This is a genomic window from Paenibacillus plantarum (genome assembly GCF_013141695.1).
In the GTDB taxonomy this organism is placed as follows: domain Bacteria; phylum Bacillota; class Bacilli; order Paenibacillales; family NBRC-103111; genus Paenibacillus_E; species Paenibacillus_E plantarum.
In genome coordinates this window covers 1-21,661 of record NZ_WHNY01000020.1, presented here as the reverse complement: position 1 = coordinate 21,661, position 21,661 = coordinate 1, and the positions used below count along the sequence as shown (strand labels likewise).

The following is a 21,661-nucleotide window of genomic DNA, read 5'->3' as shown; positions in this document are numbered from 1 at the left end:
AAGCTCCTCTCCAAGGTAAAATGCAGCGATATTTTAAGGCAAATAAGATACCTGTTAATCTGTACTTTTTTTTCTTACAGAATTGGGGTATTATGAGCTTGTTGTACGGTTGTATGAAACATCATTATGATCCATATTATAGATGCTACGAAACTTCGATAGCAAGTTATGACGAATGTTGCCGTAATCTGTAACCGAGACGACGAAGTCAGGGGGGAAGACGCATGTTAGCCATAGATGTTCAAATGCTGCGCAAAGAATTTCAAGTTCAGCAAAGCCGCGGTGGCCTCAAGGGGGCCATGCAAGATTTATTCAAACGTGAGTATAAGCAAATTACTGCTGTGAAGGACATAAGCTTTCAGATTCCAAAAGGCGAAATTTGTGGATATATCGGTGAAAATGGTGCAGGGAAATCGACGACGATCAAAATGTTGACGGGTATTCTCGTACCTACGTCCGGTCACATCAAAGTGAATGGCTATGTGCCTTTCAAAGAGCGGGAGAAATTCGTCGCTGGGATCGGTGTTGTTTTCGGTCAGCGCAGCCAGCTCTGGTGGGACATTGGCGTGGTGGAGTCGTTCCAGCTGTTGAAAAAGGTGTACCGCGTCTCCGAAGCGGATTACAAAAAACGTCTCGACGAGCTTGTCGACCGTTTACAACTGTCGGATCTTCTATCACGACCTGTCCGTAAGCTGAGCTTAGGTCAGCGGATGCGCTGTGAATTAGCGGCTTCCTTGCTGCATAATCCTGAAATTTTATTTCTGGATGAGCCAACCATCGGCCTCGACATTGTTGTAAAAACAGAGATCCGCGAGTTTCTGAAATCGCTCAATCAGCGATACGAGACGACAATTCTGCTGACAACGCATGATTTGCAGGACATCGAAGCACTATGCTCCCGTGTTATTATGCTAGATGACGGCCGAATTATTTATGATGGCGGTCTGGAAGAGCTGAAAGCCAGATGGGGCAAAGGAAAAGAAGTTGTGCTGCAGTTCGAGCATCCAACAACGTTAGCACGACTTCAAGAGTTGACTCTTGGCTTGGATGTCGCTTGGCAGCTTGAGAATGAGCTATCCGCCAAAGTGTTCATTCCCTATGAAAGAGCGAACATCTCGGATGTGTTAAGCCGCGTCGTTGGCGTGCTGCAAATCCAAGATATCAAGATTAATGAAACGAATACGGATGATATTGTTCGTGAAATTTATAAATCAGGCTCGGCCGATGTGAAACGTTTGGAGATTGATCAGCCAGAGGGAGTTACGATCCATGCATAGAGCTTATATAGAAGTTATACGCATGCGGTTCCTCATGATGCTCGCTTATCGGGTGAATTATTACAGCGGGATCCTGATCTATGCGCTTAATATTGGCTCGTACTATTTCGTATATAAAGCAATTTATGGCGATCAAGCTGTCATCGGTGGACTTACCCTAGGTCAAATGACAACCTATGTGGCGATTTCCTGGATGGGCCGCGCTTTTTACTTCAATAACTTAGATCGTGAAATTGCGAACGAGATTCGGGACGGCAGCGTAGCGATTCAATTCATCCGGCCTTACAATTATATTTTTGTGAAAATGATGCAAGGCTTAGGTGAAGGTGTATTCCGTCTTCTGCTTTTCACGACACCTGGCATGATCCTGATCTGGCTGCTGCTTCCGATTCAGTTCCCAACAGATCCAAGCTTGTGGGTCATCTACTTAGTGATGTTGTTCTTCAGCTTTCTGATTAATACGCAGTTGAATATCATTACGGGTTTGTTTGCCTTTTTCCTCGAAAATAATGAAGGCCTTATGCGCATGAAGCGCGTAGCGGTGGACCTTTTTTCAGGGCTCATTATTCCGATTTCATTTTTCCCGGGATGGTCCAAGTCGATTCTGGAGTGGCTGCCCTTTCAGGCGATCACTTATCTACCCAGCGCAGTGTTTACCGGTAAAATAACGGGCAACGCGATACTCCCAAACTTTGGCGTACAAGTACTCTGGTTCCTGCTCCTTATTATTCCGATCTATGTGCTGTGGGTAAAATCCAAAACACGTCTATTCGTACAGGGAGGGTAACGCATGTTCTATATCACCCTCGTTTTCGATTATTTCAAAAACTACATGAAAACAAGGCTCACCTACCGATCCGATTTTTGGATTGAAGTGCTGTCCGACTTGTTATTCAATGGGTTGAATCTATTCTTCATTCTTGTCGTCTTTCTGCAAACGCAATCGCTAGGCGGCTGGAATCAAGAACAAATTTTGTTCATCTACGGTTATTTTATGATTCCATATGGCATATTTATTTCCTTTTTTAATCTGTGGGGCTTTAGCGAGCGCTACATTGTCAAAGGGGAAATGGATCGTATCCTTACGCGGCCGGCATATAATCTATGGCAGCTTATGCTAGAAAATCTCGATCCAGCTTCCATGTTCAGTGCATTGGCAGGTCTGGTCGTTATGATCTACTCCTGGGTGCAGTTGGATCTGCCGTTCCACTGGCATGATCCGCTGATCTTCATCGTCATGGTGGTGGGCTCGATCCTTATTTATGCAGGTGTATACATCTCGTTGACCTCTTTAGCCTTCTTCTCCGATGCGCCAACAGGCATATTGCCGTTGATTTGGAACATTCAGAACTATGGTCGTTATCCAGCGACGATTTACAATAAGCTGCTCAGAAGTATTCTGACGTGGATACTGCCGTTTGCGTTCGTTGGCTTTTATCCAGCCGCCTATTTCATTGACCCTGAGAACTGGAAGTGGTTCGCTCTGCTAACCCCTGTGGTGGGCATCGCATTTAGTGCGCTGGGCATCACGGTGTGGAACATTGGCGTGAAGCGTTATCGCGGTGCAGGTTCTTAACTCTAATCATAAGGCCGTCCTACAAGGTAAATAACCTTGCGGGACGGCCTTATATCATTTATTTGGCAGAAACTTTGAAAAAACATCATTCACTATCCAAAGTTGTTTCGGAAGGAGGTTCTGCGTTTGGGAGCGACTGCTCAATAGACGCGGTCGAAATGCGCCGATTCGGCGCCTTCTTCGCCTTCGAGCAAGTCAAATCATACTTGCGGCCATTGGCTCTGCCGAATCGGACGATTTTGCGGATGATGGTTTGATCCGCCAGCTTCGTGAAGGGACAGGGATCAGGTCGCGTGTTCACTTCGAGGATCCATGGCTTCAGCTGTTGATCGACGGCGATATCGATGCCGAGCTCATTCATGGAGGGGAAGGAGCGGCTTATTTGACCTGCGGTTAGGTAAGATATTCTTTCCATCTCGCGCATAAGAATAGACGTTGCTTGGACACCGAATCGGGGTGCCAAGAGGTCATGAGGACTGTAGATCGTGCCCCCTTGACTGCCATTGGTGACAGCCTTCTGTGGGTGCGCGACTCTGGCTGCAGTCCCCGTACATTCCCATTTCCCCGCGGGGTTTCGCTGAATCATGACACGAAAGTCATAGGGATTGCCCTCATGCGTCAGCACGTGAATACCTTTCTGTATGAGGTATCGCTTGGTGCCGCAGCGTTGCTCCAGGGACTGGTACAGTTTTTCAAAAGTCGGAAAACGGTAAATGTTCACCCCGCTCTGATAGCGATAGGCTCTTCCTCGCTTCTCAACGCGCATAACGCCTATCCCAAGGGAACCGATGTCGGGTTTCAGGTAGAGCATACCGTGCTGGGCGAGCATAGCAGCTAGTCTATTGCGATCAAAAGGATGCGTTGTAGGCACATGCTTGTGCAGCTTTACATTGCGAAGCATGACGCGTGTTTTGATCCATTTGCTTGAAACGGCCTTCAGTGAACTTGTCATGGTGACGATCCTTTCTAACCGAGTTTGGCGCTTCATTATTTCAATATGATATGAGCGACACTGGAGGCGGGTGAACAGGGAAATGATTTAGGCAATTAGGAAAAAAGAACGATGGGCGAGAAGGGCGCATAGAATATGTAGTCAGGTGGATTTGGGTTACAGGTGCAGTCAGTAGAGCTGAGAGGAGGAGCCGCACGTCTATGCGCATAAAGGAAGTTATACAAAAGATGAAGCGGCAATTTCCTTGGTTGTTGGCAGGACACGAACAGGAAGAGCTCGCGGTACTACCGCTGGTGTCAGCTGGCATGCTGGAATCGTATTACTACATGGATACGAATCCATATCTACAGGTTGAGGAAATGAATCGGTATCAAACGTCAGGTACGAGTTCGAAGCGGCGGAAAACGATTTTTTACTCCCAATCAGATGAAGAAGCTTATCTGCGAATTAAACTGGATGTTTTCCGCAGCATACTGGACGGCACTCGTTATCGAACTGCGATGGCAGATATGGGTACAGGGCATGCGGAGGCAACGGCCGTCGAGGTATTTCGTGAGCTCGGCATGGAGGTGGAATCGGTATCCTTTCGGCTTCCGATCGAGCAGCATATTGAGCGGCTTCAAAGCTTTAGACCCGAGGTGCTATATACGATGCCGTCTATTTTGGATCGGATTATGCAAGCCTCGGAGAATCCTTCGGGCTATGGCATCCAGCATGTCATTCTAGTTGGGGAGATTGCTTCGCCGGGATGGAGACAACGCACGGCCGATAGACTGGGGATACCCGAGACGCATATCACCGATACGTACGGATCGATCGAAATTGGGACCATTGCCTACTTTTCACATGATCATGGTAGGTATTTGTTTGCGGATGGTATCATCGCAGAGGGTGTCAAAGCAGAACTGCTAGAAGGCGATATGGAGCCGCTGCCAGATGAGTTGGAGCAAGTTCTGGTTCTCACCTCAACCGTAAGGGACGCATTCCCTGCACTGCGTTATGTCACCTACGATGTCGTGCGTGATTTGAAAGTCATTGATGTGGATGGTGTTCCCACGCAGAGTTTCCAGAGCATCGTGAAGCGCATAGGCCCCGATTTAAAGCACGGGGAGAAAATCAGTATCTATGACATCGAGGATGTCGTTTATCGGCATCTGCGAGAAGCTAGCGTTCGTGTACAGGTGAGTGGCAATGCATTGACTGTTTATGTCTTCAGTGCACTGGCAACACCAGCCATTCTGAGCAGCATTCGCGCGGATGTGGAAAGCTGCATCCCGGCTATCGGCATGATGATTCAGGCAAAGCTTTTGGATGGAATCCAAGTAATCGGGGGCACCTATGAGGATTCACAGAACCGCACCTCCGTAAAAAATAAAAAGATTTTTTACACCTAAAGGAGGGGAAGCGAATGGAGCTTGAAGGAGGTATTGTCCAAGCGATCGGGCATACGCCGCTTATTCGGCTATCGCGTTTGTTTAAGGATCAACCCTTTGAGGTTTATGGCAAAATGGAGTGGATGAACCCCGGCGGCAGCGCAAAGGATCGACCAGCTTTATTCATGCTGCGGGAGGCGATTCGCCGTGGTGAGGTGACGAGCGAGAGTGTCATCGTGGAGTCGAGCTCTGGCAACCTCGCGATTAGTCTCGCTCAACTTTGCCGATATCTCGGGCTTCGCTTCATCTGTGTTGTCGATCCGCGTACGACGCAGCAGCATTTGCAAATCATCCGCAGCTTCCATGGGGAGATCGACCTCGTTTCCGTGCCGGATGAGGCGACGGGCGAGTTTTTGCCAGCACGTATCCGGCGGGTAGCGGAGCTGATGAGTCAAATCCCGAATGCCTACTGGACGAATCAGTATGGAAGTCCAGACAACGCGCTGGCTCATAGCGAGACAACGATGCGGGAAATTGGCGAGCAGTTAGGTAAGGTTGACTATTTATTTTGCGGCGTCAGCTCGTGTGGAACGATTCGAGGATGCATGGAGTACATCCGCAGTCGCGGTTGGTCGACACAGATCGTGGCGGTGGATGCCGAAGGCAGTGTTATTTTTGGCGGGGAAAAAGGTTCGAGGAAATTCCCTGGCCTTGGCGCAGGTATCACACCTGGCTTGCACCGGCATGATGTCGCGGACAAAGTCATCTACGTATCCGATAGGGATTGTGTAGAGGGCTGCCGCGCATTAGTTCGTGAAGAAGCCGTTCTAGCTGGCGCTTCATCAGGAGGTGTTATTTCGGCGATACGCAGAATGAGCGGAATGATTCCCTCAGGAGCCGTAGTTGCAGCGATTTTGCCGGACCGTGGTGAACGATATTTGAATACGGTATACAACGATGAATGGGTTGGGCGAGAGATAGGGTATACACCGAGTAACTAGCATGGGAGACTAGCGGATGTTGTATTTACAGGATGACCATATCCGAGAGATCGGAATCGATTGGAAGAAGCTAACCGACATCATTCAGGATGTTGTTGCCATACAGGATAGTGGGGATTGTGCTCATCCCTTGAAGCCATACTTACGTTTCCGCGATCCGAAAAACCGGATTATAGCGATGCCTGCTTATGTAGGCGGTAACATCGATATTTCGGGTATCAAATGGATTGCGAGCTTTCCAGACAATCGCCTGAAGGGACTTCCCCGGGCACATAATACGCTGATTCTGAATAAACCTTCGACGGGTGAGCCACTGGCATTTATCCACAGCGGACTGTTAAATGGTCTTCGGACCGCAGCGGTGAGCGGTGTGATGTTGAGTCAATTCGTGAAGGTCAGGAAGCCTGACCGTTTGCGCATTCACTTAATCGGGTGGGGACCGATTGGGCGGCTGCATCTGGATATGTGTGTCGCTTTATTCGGCGAATGGATTGAAGAGGTTCGAATTTATGATCTGAATGGTGTCGAGCTGGGGACGATTCCGGCAGCTATTCAGAGCAGGACGCAAGTGGTTAATGATTGGCGCACGGGCTATCGCGAGGCTAATGTCGTTATGACGTGCACAGTGTCAGCGGAGAGGTACATTGATGAAGCCCCGCCTCGCGGTGCGCTCCTGCTCAATGTCTCCCTCCGGGACTATAAACCGGAAAGTGTTGCTGACGTGAAAGCGATCATAGTGGATGATTGGCGCGAAGTATGCCGTGAGCAGACGGATATCGAGCAGCTGCACCTGTTGAATAACTTACAAGAATCGGATGTGCACACCTTAGCCGACGTAGTGCTTCGCGATCAGCTAGCAAGTGTGGAAATGCAGGAGCCTGTTTTTTTCAATCCGATGGGATTAGGCATCTTCGATATTGCCGTTGCAGGTTACTATTGGAGGGAAGCGTTGCGGCTACAAAAGGGAATTACGCTAGAGGGAAGTAAGTATAAATAGCCACGGGGAGTTAGTTTTTCTGGAGATGGGGAACGACGTTCCGCTATTTTGCCTAGAACAGCCATTTTAAAAACGCAACGGAACGTGAGGGCGCTATTTCGCTGGAATTGAAGCTTTGTGTGCCTAATTCCATGAAATAGCGGATCCTCGTTCCGCAACTATTTGAAATTGCAGAAATTCACTCGATTAGTGGAATGACGTTCCGTTTCATAGGGACATGCTGTAGGTGATGGGGGGTGAATGTGAATGTTGAATGTGGTGTTAGTGTGGGTAAGTGTAGATTCGAGTGTGCGTAGTTGAGTGTGTAAAAGTAGATGTCTGCGTAATTGTGGGTAAGTGTAGTTGCAGCTGTAAGTGTGGATATGAGTGTGCGTAGTTGAATGTGTGAAAGTAATTGCAGATGTAGAAGTTATTGTGAGTAAGATGAATAAAGTAGCATAACTGCAGCGCTGAATGGGATGATTACAAAAGTAAACGAGGGGCGTCTGGGAGGCCGTCGCCGCAACAAAAGCGGCTGCTTTTTACTCTTATACACATCTATCCACAGAGTTACCCACAAGTCCACAGGGGCTTAAGTCCCTGTTGTGTATAACTTAGGTGATAGGTATTAACATATCCACATATTGAGTTATCCACAGAAAATCGTCTGTGGATTATAAATATAAATCAGCTGGTGTACTGGATGCAACTGTCGGGCAACCCCAACCCCAACCCCAACCCCAACCCCAACCCCAACCCCAACCCCAGTCGTACCACGTATCTAACTAACTGGATTTTCTACATCTATTCGAACCGTATTATACGTTTCTGAGGGATTAGATGGATTATCTACAGTTAGTTTTCAACTTTTGTCCCGTTTCTTCGAATTTGCATAAAATTAACTGGATTTTTTACAGCTATATCAGGAAAACCATCTAATCCGCGAGAATTAACTGTAGGTTATACAGCTAAACACACGAACAAGCTACTCTAACCACCTCAATCTGTGCCATCCACAGAGCAAGCCGCCTCATCCAGCTCATGCGCCTCATCCAGCTCATGCACCTTATCCACCTCAATTCCTCATCTCAGCCACCTCAACCACACGCCTCAGCTCTACCTCCAGACAATTCTTTCTTCTCTTGTCACAAAACACCCCCCTATTTCGCCTTATAGATATAAAGCGAAACTGGAGGATGATGAACATGACAAAATACGATACAGCCGTCATTGGCGGAGGCTTAGCTGGATTCATTGCTGCACTTGAAGTAGCCAAAGGCGGAAGAAGCGTGGTTCTGCTGGAACGTTCGGGACGAATGGGCGGTAGAGCGATGACGAATAAGAAAAATGGTGTGCTTTTCAATCTTGGCGGCCATGCGTTATACCGTGCAGGAGATGCTTTCCGCATTCTGCAAGAGTTGGGTATTCGCATTGAGGGAGGCCCACCTTCTGCGAAGGTCAATGCTTTGTGGAACCGAGGGGTCGTGCCAATGCCGGCAACACCGCTCAGCATGCTCACATCAAAGCTGCTCACTTGGTCCGGGAAATTAGGACTTCTGCGACTCGTCATACGGATAACCAAAATGGACGCGAGCAAAGTTGAAAACACACCGCTCAGACAGTGGGCGGAGCAAGAAATTGCGGATCCGATGGTTCGTCATATTTTTTACTCTTTGTGCCGTACGGCAACTTACACATTTGATCCAGATCATCAGCTTGCAGGTCCGGTGCTAGGGCAGGTACAGCGCTCATTAAAAGGAGTGTTGTACATCCACGGAGGCTGGCAAACGATCGTCGATCAGCTTCAACAGAAAGCGATTGATGCAGGTGTCCACATCATAAGCGGTTCCGACGTGAAAGAAATCGTACATGCGAATGGTCAGGTGCAGGGCATCAAACTTGCCCATGAAGAAATGGTAGAGGTATCGCATGTCATCAGCACCGCGTCCCCATCGGAGACCTACAAACTAGTCGCGAACGCTGACCGCACGATATTGAAACAGTGGAAGGACGAAGCGCGCCCTTCGAAAGCTGCGTGCCTAGACTTAGGCTTGAAAAGGCTCTCCGTTCCAGGTAGAAATGTAGCGATTGCGCTGGACCAACCGATCTTTTTCTCGCATCACACGTTAAATGCCAATCTTAGTGAAGACGGCACACTCGTCGTGCATATGGTCAAATATAACGGATCTGGGGAAAGTAATCCGAAAGAGGACGAGGAAGCCCTTACTGCTGCCATGAATACCCTACATCCAGGTTGGGAACAAGAAATCGTAACGAAACAGTTCCTGCCGAACATGACGGTCGTCCATGACACTTTACATGTGGGTAAATCCAATCTGCAAACAGGTCCAGCCGTTGAAGGCATTCAAGGACTCTATGTAGCGGGTGACTGGGCAAGTCATGGCGAAATGCTCGCGGATGCTTCGGCGGCAAGTGCTAGACGTGCGGCTCAAGCTATTTTAAAAACGCCTCAGTTCGCTTAGAATTATCCTATTACAGATACCAGTAGATCGGGAGGTGTGACAAGATGGAGATCACAGGAGCAGAGGCTTCCGAGCAGATCTATCTGAGCTATAGACCGTTAATGTTTTCACTAGCGTATCGCATGCTGGGAAGTGTGATGGACGCGGAGGATGTGGTGCAGGAGGCATTTCTGTATGCCAATGAGACGAATCTGGAGCATGTTCACAATCCCAAGGCTTATCTATGCAAAATCGTGACCAACCGCTGCATCGATAGCCTGCGCTCCGCCAGCAAAAAACGAGAGGTGTACGTCGGGCCATGGCTGCCGGAGCCACTGATGACGACAAGCGCGACAAGCACAGATCATCAGATCGCACCAGATCTCGCGTATACGCACAAAGAATCGCTATCCACCGCATACCTTTTGCTCCTGCAGCAGCTGTCTTGGGTGGAGCGAGCGGTATTCCTGCTTCGTGAGGTCCTGCAATATGAATACGATGAAATCGCCGAGATTGTTGGCAAAAGCAGTACGAATTGCCGTCAAATTTTCCGCCGAGCCAAGAATGCGATTAGCCTCCCGCCGGAGCAGGCTCGTGAAACGAAACAAACGACAGCGATCGTGGAACAATTCGTGCACGCATTAGTGTCAGGAAATATCGCTCAACTGTTAACCATTGTGAAATCCGATGCCATTCTATACTCCGATGGCGGAGGCAAGGTGAATGCGGCGATCAACCCTATTCAGGGAGTGGAACGAATTGCCAAGTTCTTGTCTGGGATTTTAGCCAAATTACCGGAGGAATATCGCTTTACCTTAACGACAGTGAACGAACAAATAGGCATTGTTGCGTATGTGAATAATCAGCCTAATAATGTGATGACATTCCATCTAGAGGAGGGGCAGATCAAGACTTTCTATATCGTCGTGAATCCTGATAAATTGAAGCACATCGCATCATGGCAAGCGGAAGTGTGAGGTCTTAACCTCTTATCATAGAAAGCTGCTAAGGAGTCATTACGATTCGTGGTGGCTTTTTTTCGTTTGATGTCATCCGGGTAATGTCGCATAATGGGAGGAAGTGAAGAGTTGCCTAGCAAGACGAGAAAGAGGAGAGAGCCGTATTGAAAAAAGTTAGTGAAACGGCAGTAACCAAGCGTAAGGCACCAGCCTTCTCGCTGCCTGCCTCCAATGGAGAGAAAGTTTCTTTAGCCGATTATAAAGGGCGTAAAGTTGTTATTTATTTTTACCCACAAGATAATACACCAACTTGTACCCAGCAATCCTGCGACTTTCGAGACTACAACGGGAAATTCGCGGAGTTAGGTGTAGAAGTGATTGGTATCAGCCCGGATGAGCTGAACTCGCATGACAAATTTATTGCGAAGTACGAGCTGCCGTTCCTCCTGCTTTCAGACACCAATCATAAAGTAGCAGAGAAGTATGGGGTATGGGCGATGAAAAAGCTGTATGGCCGCGAGTACATGGGCATTATTCGATCGACGTTTCTAATTAACGAGAAAGGTTATATCGTAAAAGAATGGAGTAAAGTGAGAATTAAGAATCACGTGCAAGCCGTGTTGGATGCTGTGATAGAATTGAAGTAGGCCGCTTCGAATCTCGTATTCGTCCACTTATTTAGTAGAGATACGCGGAACAGTTTCTTCCATATAAAAGGATAATGAGTTCTAAAGCGATGCTTCTCCTTGTCGGGAAGGATCGTTTTTTTTCGTGTCATACTCTCGCACCTCCGCCCATATAATCTATCAGATGTCAAAATGATAGAACATGCGGAGGGATCATCGGATGCGCTCACAGGTACAAGCCCCAAACAACGGACGACTACGATTTCAAATCATGATGGTTGTTGTTTTACTAGTTTCACTCTTGGTTGGCAGCATGCCGGCCAAAGCCGCGGACAATGAAGCTGATCCATCTGTACAAGAAGCGTTTGGGCAGCTTCAAGCAGGGAAGCGACTGAAGGGTGAGAGAACTTACGTAACACCGGAGCAGCCTACTGTCTATCTGACGTTTGATGATGGTCCTAGCAAGTTGACGAATCAGGTGCTGGATATTTTAGATAAAGAAGATGTTAAAGCAACGTTCTTCGTACTTGGTGAACAAGCGAAAGCGCATCCTGCTGAACTCAAAAGAATTGTAAAAGACGGTCATGCCATCGGCAATCATACCTATAATCATGTTTATAAAGAGCTTTATAGTGATTTTCAAACCTTTTGGAACCAAATCCAGCGCAGCGAGGACGTTATTTCAAATATCGTGGGGATACGACCTCAACTCGTACGAGCGCCTGGTGGGACAGCTACGAATTTTGACGCCTACTACTTTTATTTGATGGAGCAAGCAGGCTATATCATGGAGGATTGGAATGTCGACAGTGGAGACTCCAAGAGAGCGAATGTGCCGGTAAATGAAATTTGGCAGACGGTGAAAGCTTCCCCTCTCGATCACGAGATTAATATTCTGTTTCACGATGGAACGGGGCATGAATCTTCTGTCCAAGTATTACCCCAAGTGATTAGCTATTACAAAAAGTTAGGATACGCCTTTGCCACGTTGACAGACCAAGTGAAGCCCAAACAATTCGCCATCACGAAGCCGAAATGGTCACGGAACATGAATTTGAAGCAATTTCAATCGATGATAGATCAAACGCAGCAATATGCAGTCGCTCATCCGAGCCCATCGGATCTCTTGAAGCAGGCAGAGGAAAAGCGCCTCGCGCAGAAGCTTGAGGCAGAAGCTGAAGAGAAAGCGAAAGCGAAGATGGAAGAAGAAGCGGAGGCTGCGCGTATTCTAGCTAAGCAAGCCGCTTTGCCGTTGCAGGTTCATGTACTCGGAGGGAATACGTTTACCATAGAACCTTCCATTTATAAGCTGCATGCGAATCAAATAGAGTTGCCTCTGCGCTATCTGATCGAGAAGATGGGTGGGAAAGTGGCGTGGCAGGCTGATACGAAAACAGCCAATGCCCATTACGGCATTTATGATATGGACTATGATCTTGTGAATAGAAGCATTAGTTTGTTCACTTTAGGCAAGCAAACAGCCACTTATTCGTTAGCGGATATGAACATGCAAGATAATCAAATTATCGTGCCGCTGCGCAAAACGATCGTATCACTCGGCGGCCGTATTACGAATGCTGTGATGGATCCCGACTACCGTGAGGTTTCTATGGCGCTGAGTCCCCTTCACTTTTTTAAAGAAAATAATCGAATTCTCAAAAACTCTCTATTTGCAATGGCAGGATAATGTCTAAAAGAGTAGAGAGCTGGAAAAACTAGAAGCATACCCTTATAAAGGAGGCTTCTTGTCTATGGCATCGAAAACCCGAATATTCGATCAACCGCAGCCTCTTGTGGAACGGATGATCATGAACGTAGAGAAAGTGATAGTTGGCAAAAGAGAAACGATAGAGAAAGCTTTTATCGCGATGTTGAGCGGCGGGCATCTACTGCTAGAGGACGTTCCTGGTGTAGGCAAAACTATGCTAGCACGCGCGTTAGCCAAAACGATCGGTTGCGAGTTTAAGAGAATTCAATGTACGCCAGATTTGCTTCCTTCGGATGTGACCGGTGTTTCTGTTTTTAATGTCAAAAGCAATGAGTTTGAGTTTCGGCCAGGGCCATTAATGACGTCTGTCGTACTTGCAGACGAATGTAATCGGACATCCCCGAAGACGCAGTCAGCTTTCCTTGAAGCGATGGAAGAAAAACGAGTGACCATTGACGGCACAAGTTATGAGTTGCCGAAGCCCTTCGTCGTCATCGCGACGCAAAATCCGATGGATTATGAAGGCACGTACGCGCTGCCGGAAGCGCAGATGGACCGGTTTATGATGAAGCTTTCACTTGGCTATCCAACGCATGATCAAGAGATTCTGATGTTGGATCGCTTGCAGGATCGACACCCCTTGGAAAGCTTGAAACCGGTGATTGTACAGGATGAGTTTGTGCAATTGCAGAAGGAAGCGGTCATGGTCCATGTGGATAATACGTTAAAAGATTTCATCGTTCGCTTAGCTTTAGCGACGCGAGATCATGCTGATTTTTACATAGGTGCAAGTCCGAGGGCGTCTTATGCGTTGATGCGTGCTGCACAAACGGCTGCTTATGTGAAAGGGAGAACCTTTGTTGTTCCGGATGATATTAAGGATTTGGTTTTACCTGTGTGGACACACCGGCTTATTCTCACTTCGGATGCGCGCATGATGGGCCGTTCGGCAGATCTCATACTTCAGGGTTTATTAGATGGTATGCAAACACCAGTTCTCCGTTATGTCACAGCGAAGTAGGGGACATGACATGAAAAGCTGGGGGAAGACGACGCTATTGCTGGTAAGTTGTGTGTTGGTGATCTATTTGGCTTATCGCCAAGGTGGATTCGCTGCGTGGTATCTTGGTATTTGTTTATCGTTGATCTGGATACAGGCAGGACTATTTTATGTATTTGCGCTGAAAGGTTTGAACTTGAATCGGCGCCTGTCAGGTGACGTGTTTCTCGCAGGTGAAGATGTAACGATCGTGCTGGAGATCCAGCATCGTTCCTGGGTTCCAATGCCGTGGCTGCTGTTGAAAGAAACTTGGATCCATGAAGGAAATGGGAGAAAGCTGACGTACAGCAAGCTGCTTTTCCCTTGGTTTCAGAAGTCGATTCTGCTGCCTTACAAAATGACCCATCTCATGCGAGGCAGTTACCGTTTTGCTCATTTTGAAGCTGCGGCAGGGGACCTCTTTGGTTTCGCGCTTCGCAGAGTACAGAGGGAAGATTTGCAGCGTTATGTTGTGTATCCACGACCGGATGCATTGGAACGAAGCGGGATGACCTTTCAATCGGAGGAAGGCTCAACAACCCTTAGTTCCAAGGGCGAAACGCCGCTGATCAGCTCCGTTCGCGATTACGTCAGCGGTGATCCGTATCACCGCATCCACTGGAAATCGACGGCTCGCCTGAGCCGTCTGATGACCAAAGAACCCGAGCAGGCCGCCTCCACGAAGTGGATGCTGCTGCTCGATGTCACGCCTGCGGCGGGCCCAGCAGAAGCGGCACAGCCGCTGCTGGAGAAGGGCGTCGCCCTCGCGGCGGGGTTCTTCGAAGCCGCCGCCAGTGGGCGAGAGAGCTGCGGCTTCGCCTGCAGCTCCTCTAACGCAAGGCGAATCGCGCCGACGATTCGCCCCGATCTGACGCTCGCGTACGAAGTACTCGCGAGCGTTGGCGGCAAGCCCGCCCTGTCCTTTCCTGACCTCGTCAGGAAAGAGGCGGCAGACTTGCCGCTGCATGCGTCGATGCTGTGCATCACATCGACGCTGGATGTGGCGCTGGTGCGCGCGATCGCAGATAGCGGCACCAGGCGCCGAGCCGTGCACGTGATCTACGTGCACGCGCGGCCTTCCCTCTCGGTCGCAGAGCGAGAGGGGGCTTCCCAGCTGCAGGCCGCAGGCTGCAGCTTCACGGAAGTGCCGCATCCGCAGAGCCAGTGGCCAAGGCAAGGAGGTGTTGCGGATGCAACCGCTTGAACCTCGCCGCGGGCTGCACGCGCGCTCTCGCACTTCGCACTTTTTTAAGAAGCACCAAGGCACTTCACCCTTAAGCAATCCACAAACCAATCCATCCCACCCAGACACATCATCCCACAACCCGTCCAAACTCATCTTCCGCGCAGACAGCCTGCCGCCTCAACCTAATAGTCTCTTCCGAGATGGTCTCATCACCCTGCTGCTCTTTCTCCTTCTCTCGGAATGGCTGCGACCTTTGGCTTGGATGGGCGATGAGTTGATCCGAATTGGACCGATACTTGTTGTGTTTGCACTGTGTCTTGCACTGGATTGCTTCCGAGTCCCTTATGGTTGGGGATGGCTGGCAAAGTGCAGCATAATTGTGGTTTTTATCGGATATATGTTTAACCACGAGACCTTACTTGCTGGAGGGTGGATCCTCTCGTTGGTGAGAACGCTTGCGCAAGATTTTGTCTATATCGTACAGGCTCATTTTGATCTGATCAGCGGTGAAATGCGCACGCTCCTGTTTCTAATGGGTTGGGCATTACTGCTTTCGGTTGTTCAAGCTCTAATGCTCCAAAGACAGCATAGTCTTTGGTTTGTGATGGCTACCTTGATCTATCTCGTAGGTATACAGCTCGTATTTGGGGCGGATACCGTACAAGGAATCATACGCACATTAGGTTATGGGTTGCTTCTGATGGCTCTTCTTAATCTCTCAAGAATCGAACAGACCTATCGCGTGACAACTGTGCGTTCACGTAATTATTTACAATGGCTGGTCGTCAGTTTGATCGTCGTTGGTATGTTGTCTGGCGTTGGTTGGTTGTCGGCTAAGCAAACCGAGTCCGAGCCTTTGATGAAGCCAGTAAGCTGGGCGCACTGGTATGATCGTTTGTTTGAGCTCTATGAGGAGGAGACGGGAGTAAGCCCAGCTGTGGCGACTTCTGGGTATGGCCAGAACGATACGTCCTTAGGCGGTCCACTCCAAGTGGACACTTCACCAGTGTTTACGGCCAAAACCTCTGAACTCACTTACTGGCGCGGCGAATCCAAAAGTTTCTACGATGGCAAAGGCTGGACCCAGCCTACGCAAAATCTAGAACCTTTCGTGGCCTCTAGTTCATCGGCGACTGCTCCAGTCATTGTGCAGGAGATTTTAATGAATGAGAAGGCGGCGAATAAGCAATTATTCGTAGGTGGTGGGCTGCGGAGCATTGATATGCTACTGAGTGAAAAAGGGAAGCCTATTCCATCTTGGAATGTGCTAACTTCCGAAACGAGTGGCTTAACGACCTTGCCGGAGATCGCTGACCCTCTTTCCTATTACAAAATCACCGTGCAACCCATTAAAGAAAATCCTGACCTCTTGAATACAGATATCGCACCTTATCCAGAAGAAATCACGCGGGAATACTTGCAATTGCCAGAGTCATTGCCGCGGACCGTGCGAAGCACAGCCGAGCAAGTTACCGAAAATCGGTTGACGCCGTATGCCAAAGCAGTAGCGATCGAGCAATATTTGAGCCAAACCTTTCCGTACAGTCTCGAAAAGCCGACCAATCCCAGCCGCAGCGAAGATTTCGTCAGTCATTTCCTGTTCGTAGATCGAACAGGGTATTGTGATCATTTTTCCACGGCCATGGTGGTTATGCTACGTTCTGTCGGTGTACCCGCTCGGTGGGTAAAGGGGTATGCTCAAGGAACAGTAGACGCCACCGATGATAATGGGCTGCTCGAGGTAGTTGTCCGCAATCAAGATGCGCACTCTTGGGTTGAAGTCTATTTCCCTTCGATGGGATGGGTGCCATTCGAGCCGACACCTGGTTTCTCAGGAATATCCGTCGATCAGCCTAGAGATCTGTTAACGACAGCAACCATGGAGCAGCTGGGGATGACCGCTTCCCTTACGAATACACCGGTGACGAAATCCGTCATTTTCAAATCGAGTGAATGGTTGCACACGATGAAGAATAATCTCATTCAATTAGTAAAGGCTTATAAGAGTACCGTTTTTGTTCTTATTTGCAGTATCTGTTTACTTGTTGGTCTATATGTCTTACTAAGACGTCAAGGATACTTGTTGCGCAGAACGGTGGAGTTCTCAAGTTACAACAATGGATCTCCTAATCAGCAACATCCGTTGACGCCGTTTATGGATCGATTATGGAGACAGCTTTTCCGCAAATACGGTGTAAAGCCTGCCAATCAAACGGTTCGCGAATATGTCATGAATCTCCAGGTAACCCATCAAGGGCAGCAACAGGCACTGATGGCTTTCGCTCACATCTATGAAAGTGTCCGCTACGATCCGGCGCGTGCTTTTGCCTATTCGAAGCGGGAAATTACAGCGATTTGGAAAGCCATTCAAAAGACACATTAAATCCCCTTTACATCCTAGGTGCCTAATGTTTAAAATTAGTACCTAGAAATAGCGGTAAGTGGACAAGGGTTCTACCCCATCTTCAATCGCTATGAATCTAGGAGGTCGGATATGAGTAAACCAAGTGAATTGATCGTTGTTTTAGATTTTGGAGGCCAATATAACCAACTGATTGCTAGACGAATCCGTGATTTAGGCGTTTACAGCGAATTGCTGCCGCACAATACAACGGTTGATAAAATTCGTGAGATTAACCCTAAGGGGATCGTGTTCTCCGGCGGACCTGCAAGTGTTTATGGCGAAGGAGCTCCTTCGGTTGATGCTGGCATTTTCGATTTGGGTATTCCAATCTTAGGCATTTGCTATGGCATGCAGTTGATTGCCCACCAATTGAACGGGAAAGTTGAACGCGCACATACGCGTGAATACGGGAAAGCAGATCTTGAGTTCTCGAACCAAAGCCCGTTAGTCAAAGGCCTAGAGGCGAAACAAACGGTATGGATGAGTCATGGTGACCATGTTTCCGTTCTACCTGAAGGTTTTGTTGTTGAAGCTAGCACAGAGTCACTTCCAATTGCTGCAATGAGCAACCGTGATCGCAAAATCCATGCCGTCCAGTTCCACCCAGAGGTTCGTCATTCAGTTCAGGGTAACGAAATGATTCACAACTTCATCTACGAAGTGTGTGGTTGTGTCGGCGATTGGACGATGTCATCCTTCGTGGAAGATATGATTAAAGAACTTCGTGCAGAAGTTGGCGATAAAAAAGTGCTATGCGCATTAAGCGGCGGCGTTGATTCCTCCGTTGTTGCGATCTTGCTTCACAAAGCAATCGGCGCGCAATTGACATGTATGTTCATTGACCATGGCTTGCTGCGTCATAATGAAGGCGAAAGCGTTATGGAAACGTTCGTCGGCAAATTTGATATGAAAGTTGTCAAAATCGATGCGAAAGATCGCTTCTTGGGCAAATTAGCTGGCGTTGCGGATCCAGAGCAAAAACGTAAAATCATCGGCACCGAATTCATTCGCGTGTTTGAAGAAGAGTCCAGCAAGTTTGACGACTTTACTTACTTGGCGCAAGGCACGTTGTATACCGATATCGTAGAAAGTGGTACAGCTACTGCGCAAACGATCAAATCGCATCATAACGTTGGCGGTCTGCCTAAGGATATGAAGTTCAAGCTGATCGAACCATTGAAAACACTATTCAAAGACGAAGTTCGTAAAGTCGGCGAAGAGTGTGGTCTACCTTCTGCAATCGTATGGAGACAGCCATTCCCAGGTCCTGGTCTAGCGATCCGTGTTCTAGGTGAAGTTACCGAGGATAAGCTGAAAATTGTTCGTGAATCCGATGCTATCCTGCACGAAGAAATCGCGAAGGCAGGCCTAGATCGCGAGATCTGGCAGTACTTCACGGCACTTCCAGGCATGAAGAGTGTAGGCGTTATGGGCGATGCTAGAACATACTCCTATACAGTAGGTATCCGCGCAGTAACATCCATCGATGGTATGACTGCTGACTGGGCTCGTATCCCGTGGGATGTGCTTGAGAAGATTTCCGTACGTATCGTTAACGAGGTTGAGAACGTGAATCGTATCGTATACGACATTACGTCCAAGCCGCCAGCTACGATTGAGTGGGAATAGATTGGCAGTTTAATCAACACCAATAGTGTGAAAGAAAGACTCTCTTTGAGCTGTAGACCAGCTGGAAGAGAGTCTTTTATTTTGAACGAATTGATTGGATAAATATGTTACATTAGTAGGAACACCTAATAAATTGGAGTACCACGGGAGGAAAAGTTATGGCAATGATTGCAATGATTTTGGTCGGACTTGTTGCGCTTGAGCATGTGTATATCCTAGTGTTGGAAATGTTCTTGTGGACAACACCACGCGCGATGAAGTCTTTCGGTATGACGAAAGAGAATGCTCAGATCACGAAGAGTTTAGCTGCCAATCAAGGACTGTACAATGGTTTTCTGGCAGCAGGTCTTGTGTGGGGCCTTGTCCATCCGGATGCTGCGGTCGGGCGATCGATCGAGATTTTCTTCCTCGTTTGTGTACTTGTTGCAGCCGTGTTTGGAGGCGCCACCGCCAAGAAATCAATTCTGCTTGTGCAGGGATTGCCTGCTCTTGTAGCGCTTGTTTTCGTCCTTCTTACCTAGCGAAATCGGCGATGATTGCCATTGAATGGGAATATGAAAGTAAACTAGAAAAAGACGAACGATATGGGAATCTTTACCCGTATAATGTTCGTCTTTTTTGTTGACACTAGATCAAATGTTCACTAGAATATGAAATTGGATAACAGTTTTTCGTATAATCTCGGGAATTGGCCTGGGAGTTTCTACGAGATCACCGCAAATGATCTGGCTACGAAAAAAAGGAACGGTTTCCGTATGAGTTTTTACGTGCGACTTCACATATTGAAGGCAGCCCTCATATGGACGGCTCCTTTTTCGTACCCGGAATCAGGCAACATGATTCCGGGTTTTTTGCTGTTCCCCACCATTCGCTTAGGAGGAGTAGGAAAATGGATTTGGATCGTTTTTTTAAATTGAAACAAAATGGCACCACGGTAAGAACAGAAATCATGGCGGGGATTACGACGTTCATGACTATGGCTTACATCCTTGCGGTAAATCCAGACGTATTAAGTGCATTTAAATCAGGGGCAACTGGCGGAGACTGGACTTCCATTTTCTTAGCAACAGCGATTGCAGCGGGCGTGATGACGATTGCAATGGGGCTTTTCGTAAACTTTCCTGTGGCACTAGCACCGGGAATGGGCTTGAATGCGTACTTCGCGACGATTATTTTGACCTCACAAGGTAAATTTACGTTTTCGATGGCACTCACGGCCGTGTTTATCTCCGGGATAATCTTTATCATCCTAACGGTTACGAAAGTTCGTCAAATGCTTCTAGTCGCTATCCCAGATAGCTTGAAGCATGCGATCACAGTAGGGATTGGGTTGTTTATTGCCATGATCGGTTTTAAGAACAGCGGCATTCTCAGCGTTGCAGTTGAAGCAGGTAGTGATATTAAAGCACATCAGTATACAGAAGTTCTTTCGTTTGAAACGATCTTTCATCTAGGTTCATTAGAGAATAAAGGTGTTATTTTAACCATCGTAGGTATTCTATTGATCTCCATCTTAATGGTGCTTCGTGTTCGTGGCGCAATCTTGTTCGGAATTCTTGCAACAACGGTTGTTGGTTATTTCATGGGTATGGTGGATCTAGGTACATTAACAAGTGACAAAACAACATGGGTACCCGATATGTCCAAGCTGCGTTTTGCTGATTTTGATTTCGCGGGCATTATGACGACAGGGATTGTTTCTGTCATTGCTACATTTACTTTCGTTGAGTTGTTCGATACTTTCGGTACAATGGTAGGGACAGCTTCTCGTGCAGGTATTATGAAGAACAAAGAAGAAGGTAACAAACGTGTAGGTAAAGCGATGTTCGTTGATGCGATCGGTGTTAGCGGCGGTGCATTAGTCGGAACAAGTACAGTAACAGCATTCGTAGAGAGTGCGGCAGGTGTAGCAGAGGGTGGACGTACAGGTCTAACGGCTGTAACGACAGGCGTATGTTTCTTGCTAGCTCTGTTCTTGGCGCCAATTGCTATGTTGATTCCAGGTTCCGCGACTGCGGCAGCGTTGATTGTTGTTGGTGTTCTCATGGTTCAATCCATTAAAGAAATCGACTTCCAAGACTTCGTTGTTGCAATCCCAGCGTTCCTTACACTTGTATTGATGCCTTTCACATACAACATTGCGAACGGAATTTCCTTCGGAATCGTGACTTATGTGGTTCTAGCTACAGCAGCTAATTTAGGTGGCAAAAGTGAGAAGAAATACAGCGTCCACTGGTTAATGTGGATTCTAGCCCTTCTAATTATTGCTCGATACGTCTTTATTGGAAGCCAAGGTTAAAATAAAGTAGGGCTCTGGTACATCTGTACCAGGGCCTTTTTATATTCCGTTTATTTCCATGTCGAAAAAACTTGCAATCCTTTGGAGGATTTGTTATATTACTCCTTGTCGCTTCGGCGGTCGAACGAAAGAACGAGAGAATCGAAAGAATCGAAAGAAACTTAAAAAAAGTTCTTGCATTCGAATGAGCTGAT

At 47.8% G+C, this 21,661-nt stretch carries 17 protein-coding genes and 1 riboswitch; of the genes, 16 read left to right on the top strand and 1 reads right to left on the bottom strand.

Features of this window, described 5'->3' with window-relative positions:
• Positions 1–224 precede the first annotated feature (224 nt).
• The 3 genes from GC096_RS06495 to GC096_RS06485 are packed head-to-tail and all read left to right on the top strand — an operon-like array spanning position 225 to position 2,853.
• Positions 225–1,277 carry an ABC transporter ATP-binding protein gene (locus tag GC096_RS06495; RefSeq protein ID WP_171629446.1) on the top strand — a complete coding sequence of 351 codons (1,053 nt, stop codon included), beginning with the start codon at positions 225–227 and terminating at the stop codon, positions 1,275–1,277.
• On the top strand, positions 1,270–2,064 hold the full coding sequence (locus GC096_RS06490) for an ABC transporter permease (RefSeq protein WP_171629445.1): 795 nt from the start codon (positions 1,270–1,272) through the stop codon (positions 2,062–2,064). Before GC096_RS06495 ends, GC096_RS06490 begins: the two co-directional genes overlap by 8 nt.
• Positions 2,065–2,067: 3 nt before the next feature.
• On the top strand, positions 2,068–2,853 hold the full coding sequence (locus GC096_RS06485; protein ID WP_171629444.1) for an ABC transporter permease: 786 nt from the start codon (positions 2,068–2,070) through the stop codon (positions 2,851–2,853).
• 85 nt (positions 2,854–2,938) lie between these two features.
• Here GC096_RS06485 and GC096_RS06480 read toward each other — a convergent pair whose 3' ends face one another.
• Positions 2,939–3,805, bottom strand: a complete 867-nt coding sequence (locus GC096_RS06480; protein WP_171629443.1) for a YheC/YheD family protein — start codon at positions 3,803–3,805, stop codon at positions 2,939–2,941.
• 200 nt (positions 3,806–4,005) lie between these two features.
• Between GC096_RS06480 and GC096_RS06475 the strand changes: the two genes are divergently transcribed.
• From GC096_RS06475 to GC096_RS06415, 13 genes are all read left to right on the top strand, one after another.
• Entirely contained in the window at positions 4,006–5,199 is a 1,194-nt protein-coding gene (locus GC096_RS06475; RefSeq protein ID WP_246302613.1) for a phenylacetate--CoA ligase family protein, read from the top strand.
• A 14-nt stretch (positions 5,200–5,213) separates the two neighbouring features.
• A complete protein-coding gene (sbnA, locus tag GC096_RS06470; protein WP_171629442.1) occupies positions 5,214–6,179 on the top strand; it encodes a 2,3-diaminopropionate biosynthesis protein SbnA in 966 nt (321 codons plus the stop codon).
• 16 nt (positions 6,180–6,195) lie between these two features.
• Positions 6,196–7,176, top strand: coding sequence for a 2,3-diaminopropionate biosynthesis protein SbnB (locus GC096_RS06465; protein ID WP_171629441.1), 981 nt, complete (start codon positions 6,196–6,198; stop codon positions 7,174–7,176).
• 1,184 nt (positions 7,177–8,360) lie between these two features.
• Positions 8,361–9,638, top strand: coding sequence for a phytoene desaturase family protein (locus tag GC096_RS06460; RefSeq protein WP_246302612.1), 1,278 nt, complete (start codon positions 8,361–8,363; stop codon positions 9,636–9,638).
• A gap of 44 nt (positions 9,639–9,682) precedes the next feature.
• Positions 9,683–10,594 (top strand): RNA polymerase sigma-70 factor, encoded by a 912-nt coding sequence (locus GC096_RS06455; RefSeq protein ID WP_171629440.1) that lies wholly within the window; start codon positions 9,683–9,685, stop codon positions 10,592–10,594.
• A 146-nt stretch (positions 10,595–10,740) separates the two neighbouring features.
• Entirely contained in the window at positions 10,741–11,223 is a 483-nt protein-coding gene (gene bcp / locus GC096_RS06450) for a thioredoxin-dependent thiol peroxidase (RefSeq protein WP_171629439.1), read from the top strand.
• A 199-nt stretch (positions 11,224–11,422) separates the two neighbouring features.
• The gene (locus GC096_RS06445; protein WP_246302611.1) at positions 11,423–12,889 is read left to right on the top strand and encodes a polysaccharide deacetylase family protein; all 1,467 of its coding nucleotides are present in this window, start codon (positions 11,423–11,425) and stop codon (positions 12,887–12,889) included.
• Positions 12,890–12,953: 64 nt separating this feature from the next.
• Positions 12,954–13,931 (top strand): AAA family ATPase, encoded by a 978-nt coding sequence (locus GC096_RS39655; protein WP_171629437.1) that lies wholly within the window; start codon positions 12,954–12,956, stop codon positions 13,929–13,931.
• A 10-nt stretch (positions 13,932–13,941) separates the two neighbouring features.
• The gene (locus tag GC096_RS06435) at positions 13,942–15,153 is read left to right on the top strand and encodes a DUF58 domain-containing protein (RefSeq protein ID WP_171629436.1); all 1,212 of its coding nucleotides are present in this window, start codon (positions 13,942–13,944) and stop codon (positions 15,151–15,153) included.
• Positions 15,140–17,518, top strand: coding sequence for a DUF4129 domain-containing transglutaminase family protein (locus GC096_RS06430; protein WP_171629435.1), 2,379 nt, complete (start codon positions 15,140–15,142; stop codon positions 17,516–17,518). The genes GC096_RS06435 and GC096_RS06430 overlap by 14 nt, the downstream gene beginning before the upstream one ends.
• A 111-nt stretch (positions 17,519–17,629) precedes the next feature.
• Positions 17,630–19,168 carry a glutamine-hydrolyzing GMP synthase gene (gene guaA / locus GC096_RS06425; protein ID WP_171629434.1) on the top strand — a complete coding sequence of 513 codons (1,539 nt, stop codon included), beginning with the start codon at positions 17,630–17,632 and terminating at the stop codon, positions 19,166–19,168.
• A 158-nt stretch (positions 19,169–19,326) separates the two neighbouring features.
• On the top strand, positions 19,327–19,689 hold the full coding sequence (locus GC096_RS06420; RefSeq protein ID WP_171629433.1) for a DUF1304 domain-containing protein: 363 nt from the start codon (positions 19,327–19,329) through the stop codon (positions 19,687–19,689).
• Positions 19,690–19,819: 130 nt separating this feature from the next.
• A riboswitch (purine riboswitch) is annotated at positions 19,820–19,920 on the top strand.
• A 143-nt stretch (positions 19,921–20,063) separates the two neighbouring features.
• Entirely contained in the window at positions 20,064–21,467 is a 1,404-nt protein-coding gene (locus GC096_RS06415) for an NCS2 family permease (protein ID WP_171629478.1), read from the top strand.
• The last annotated feature ends 194 nt before the right edge of the window (positions 21,468–21,661 follow it).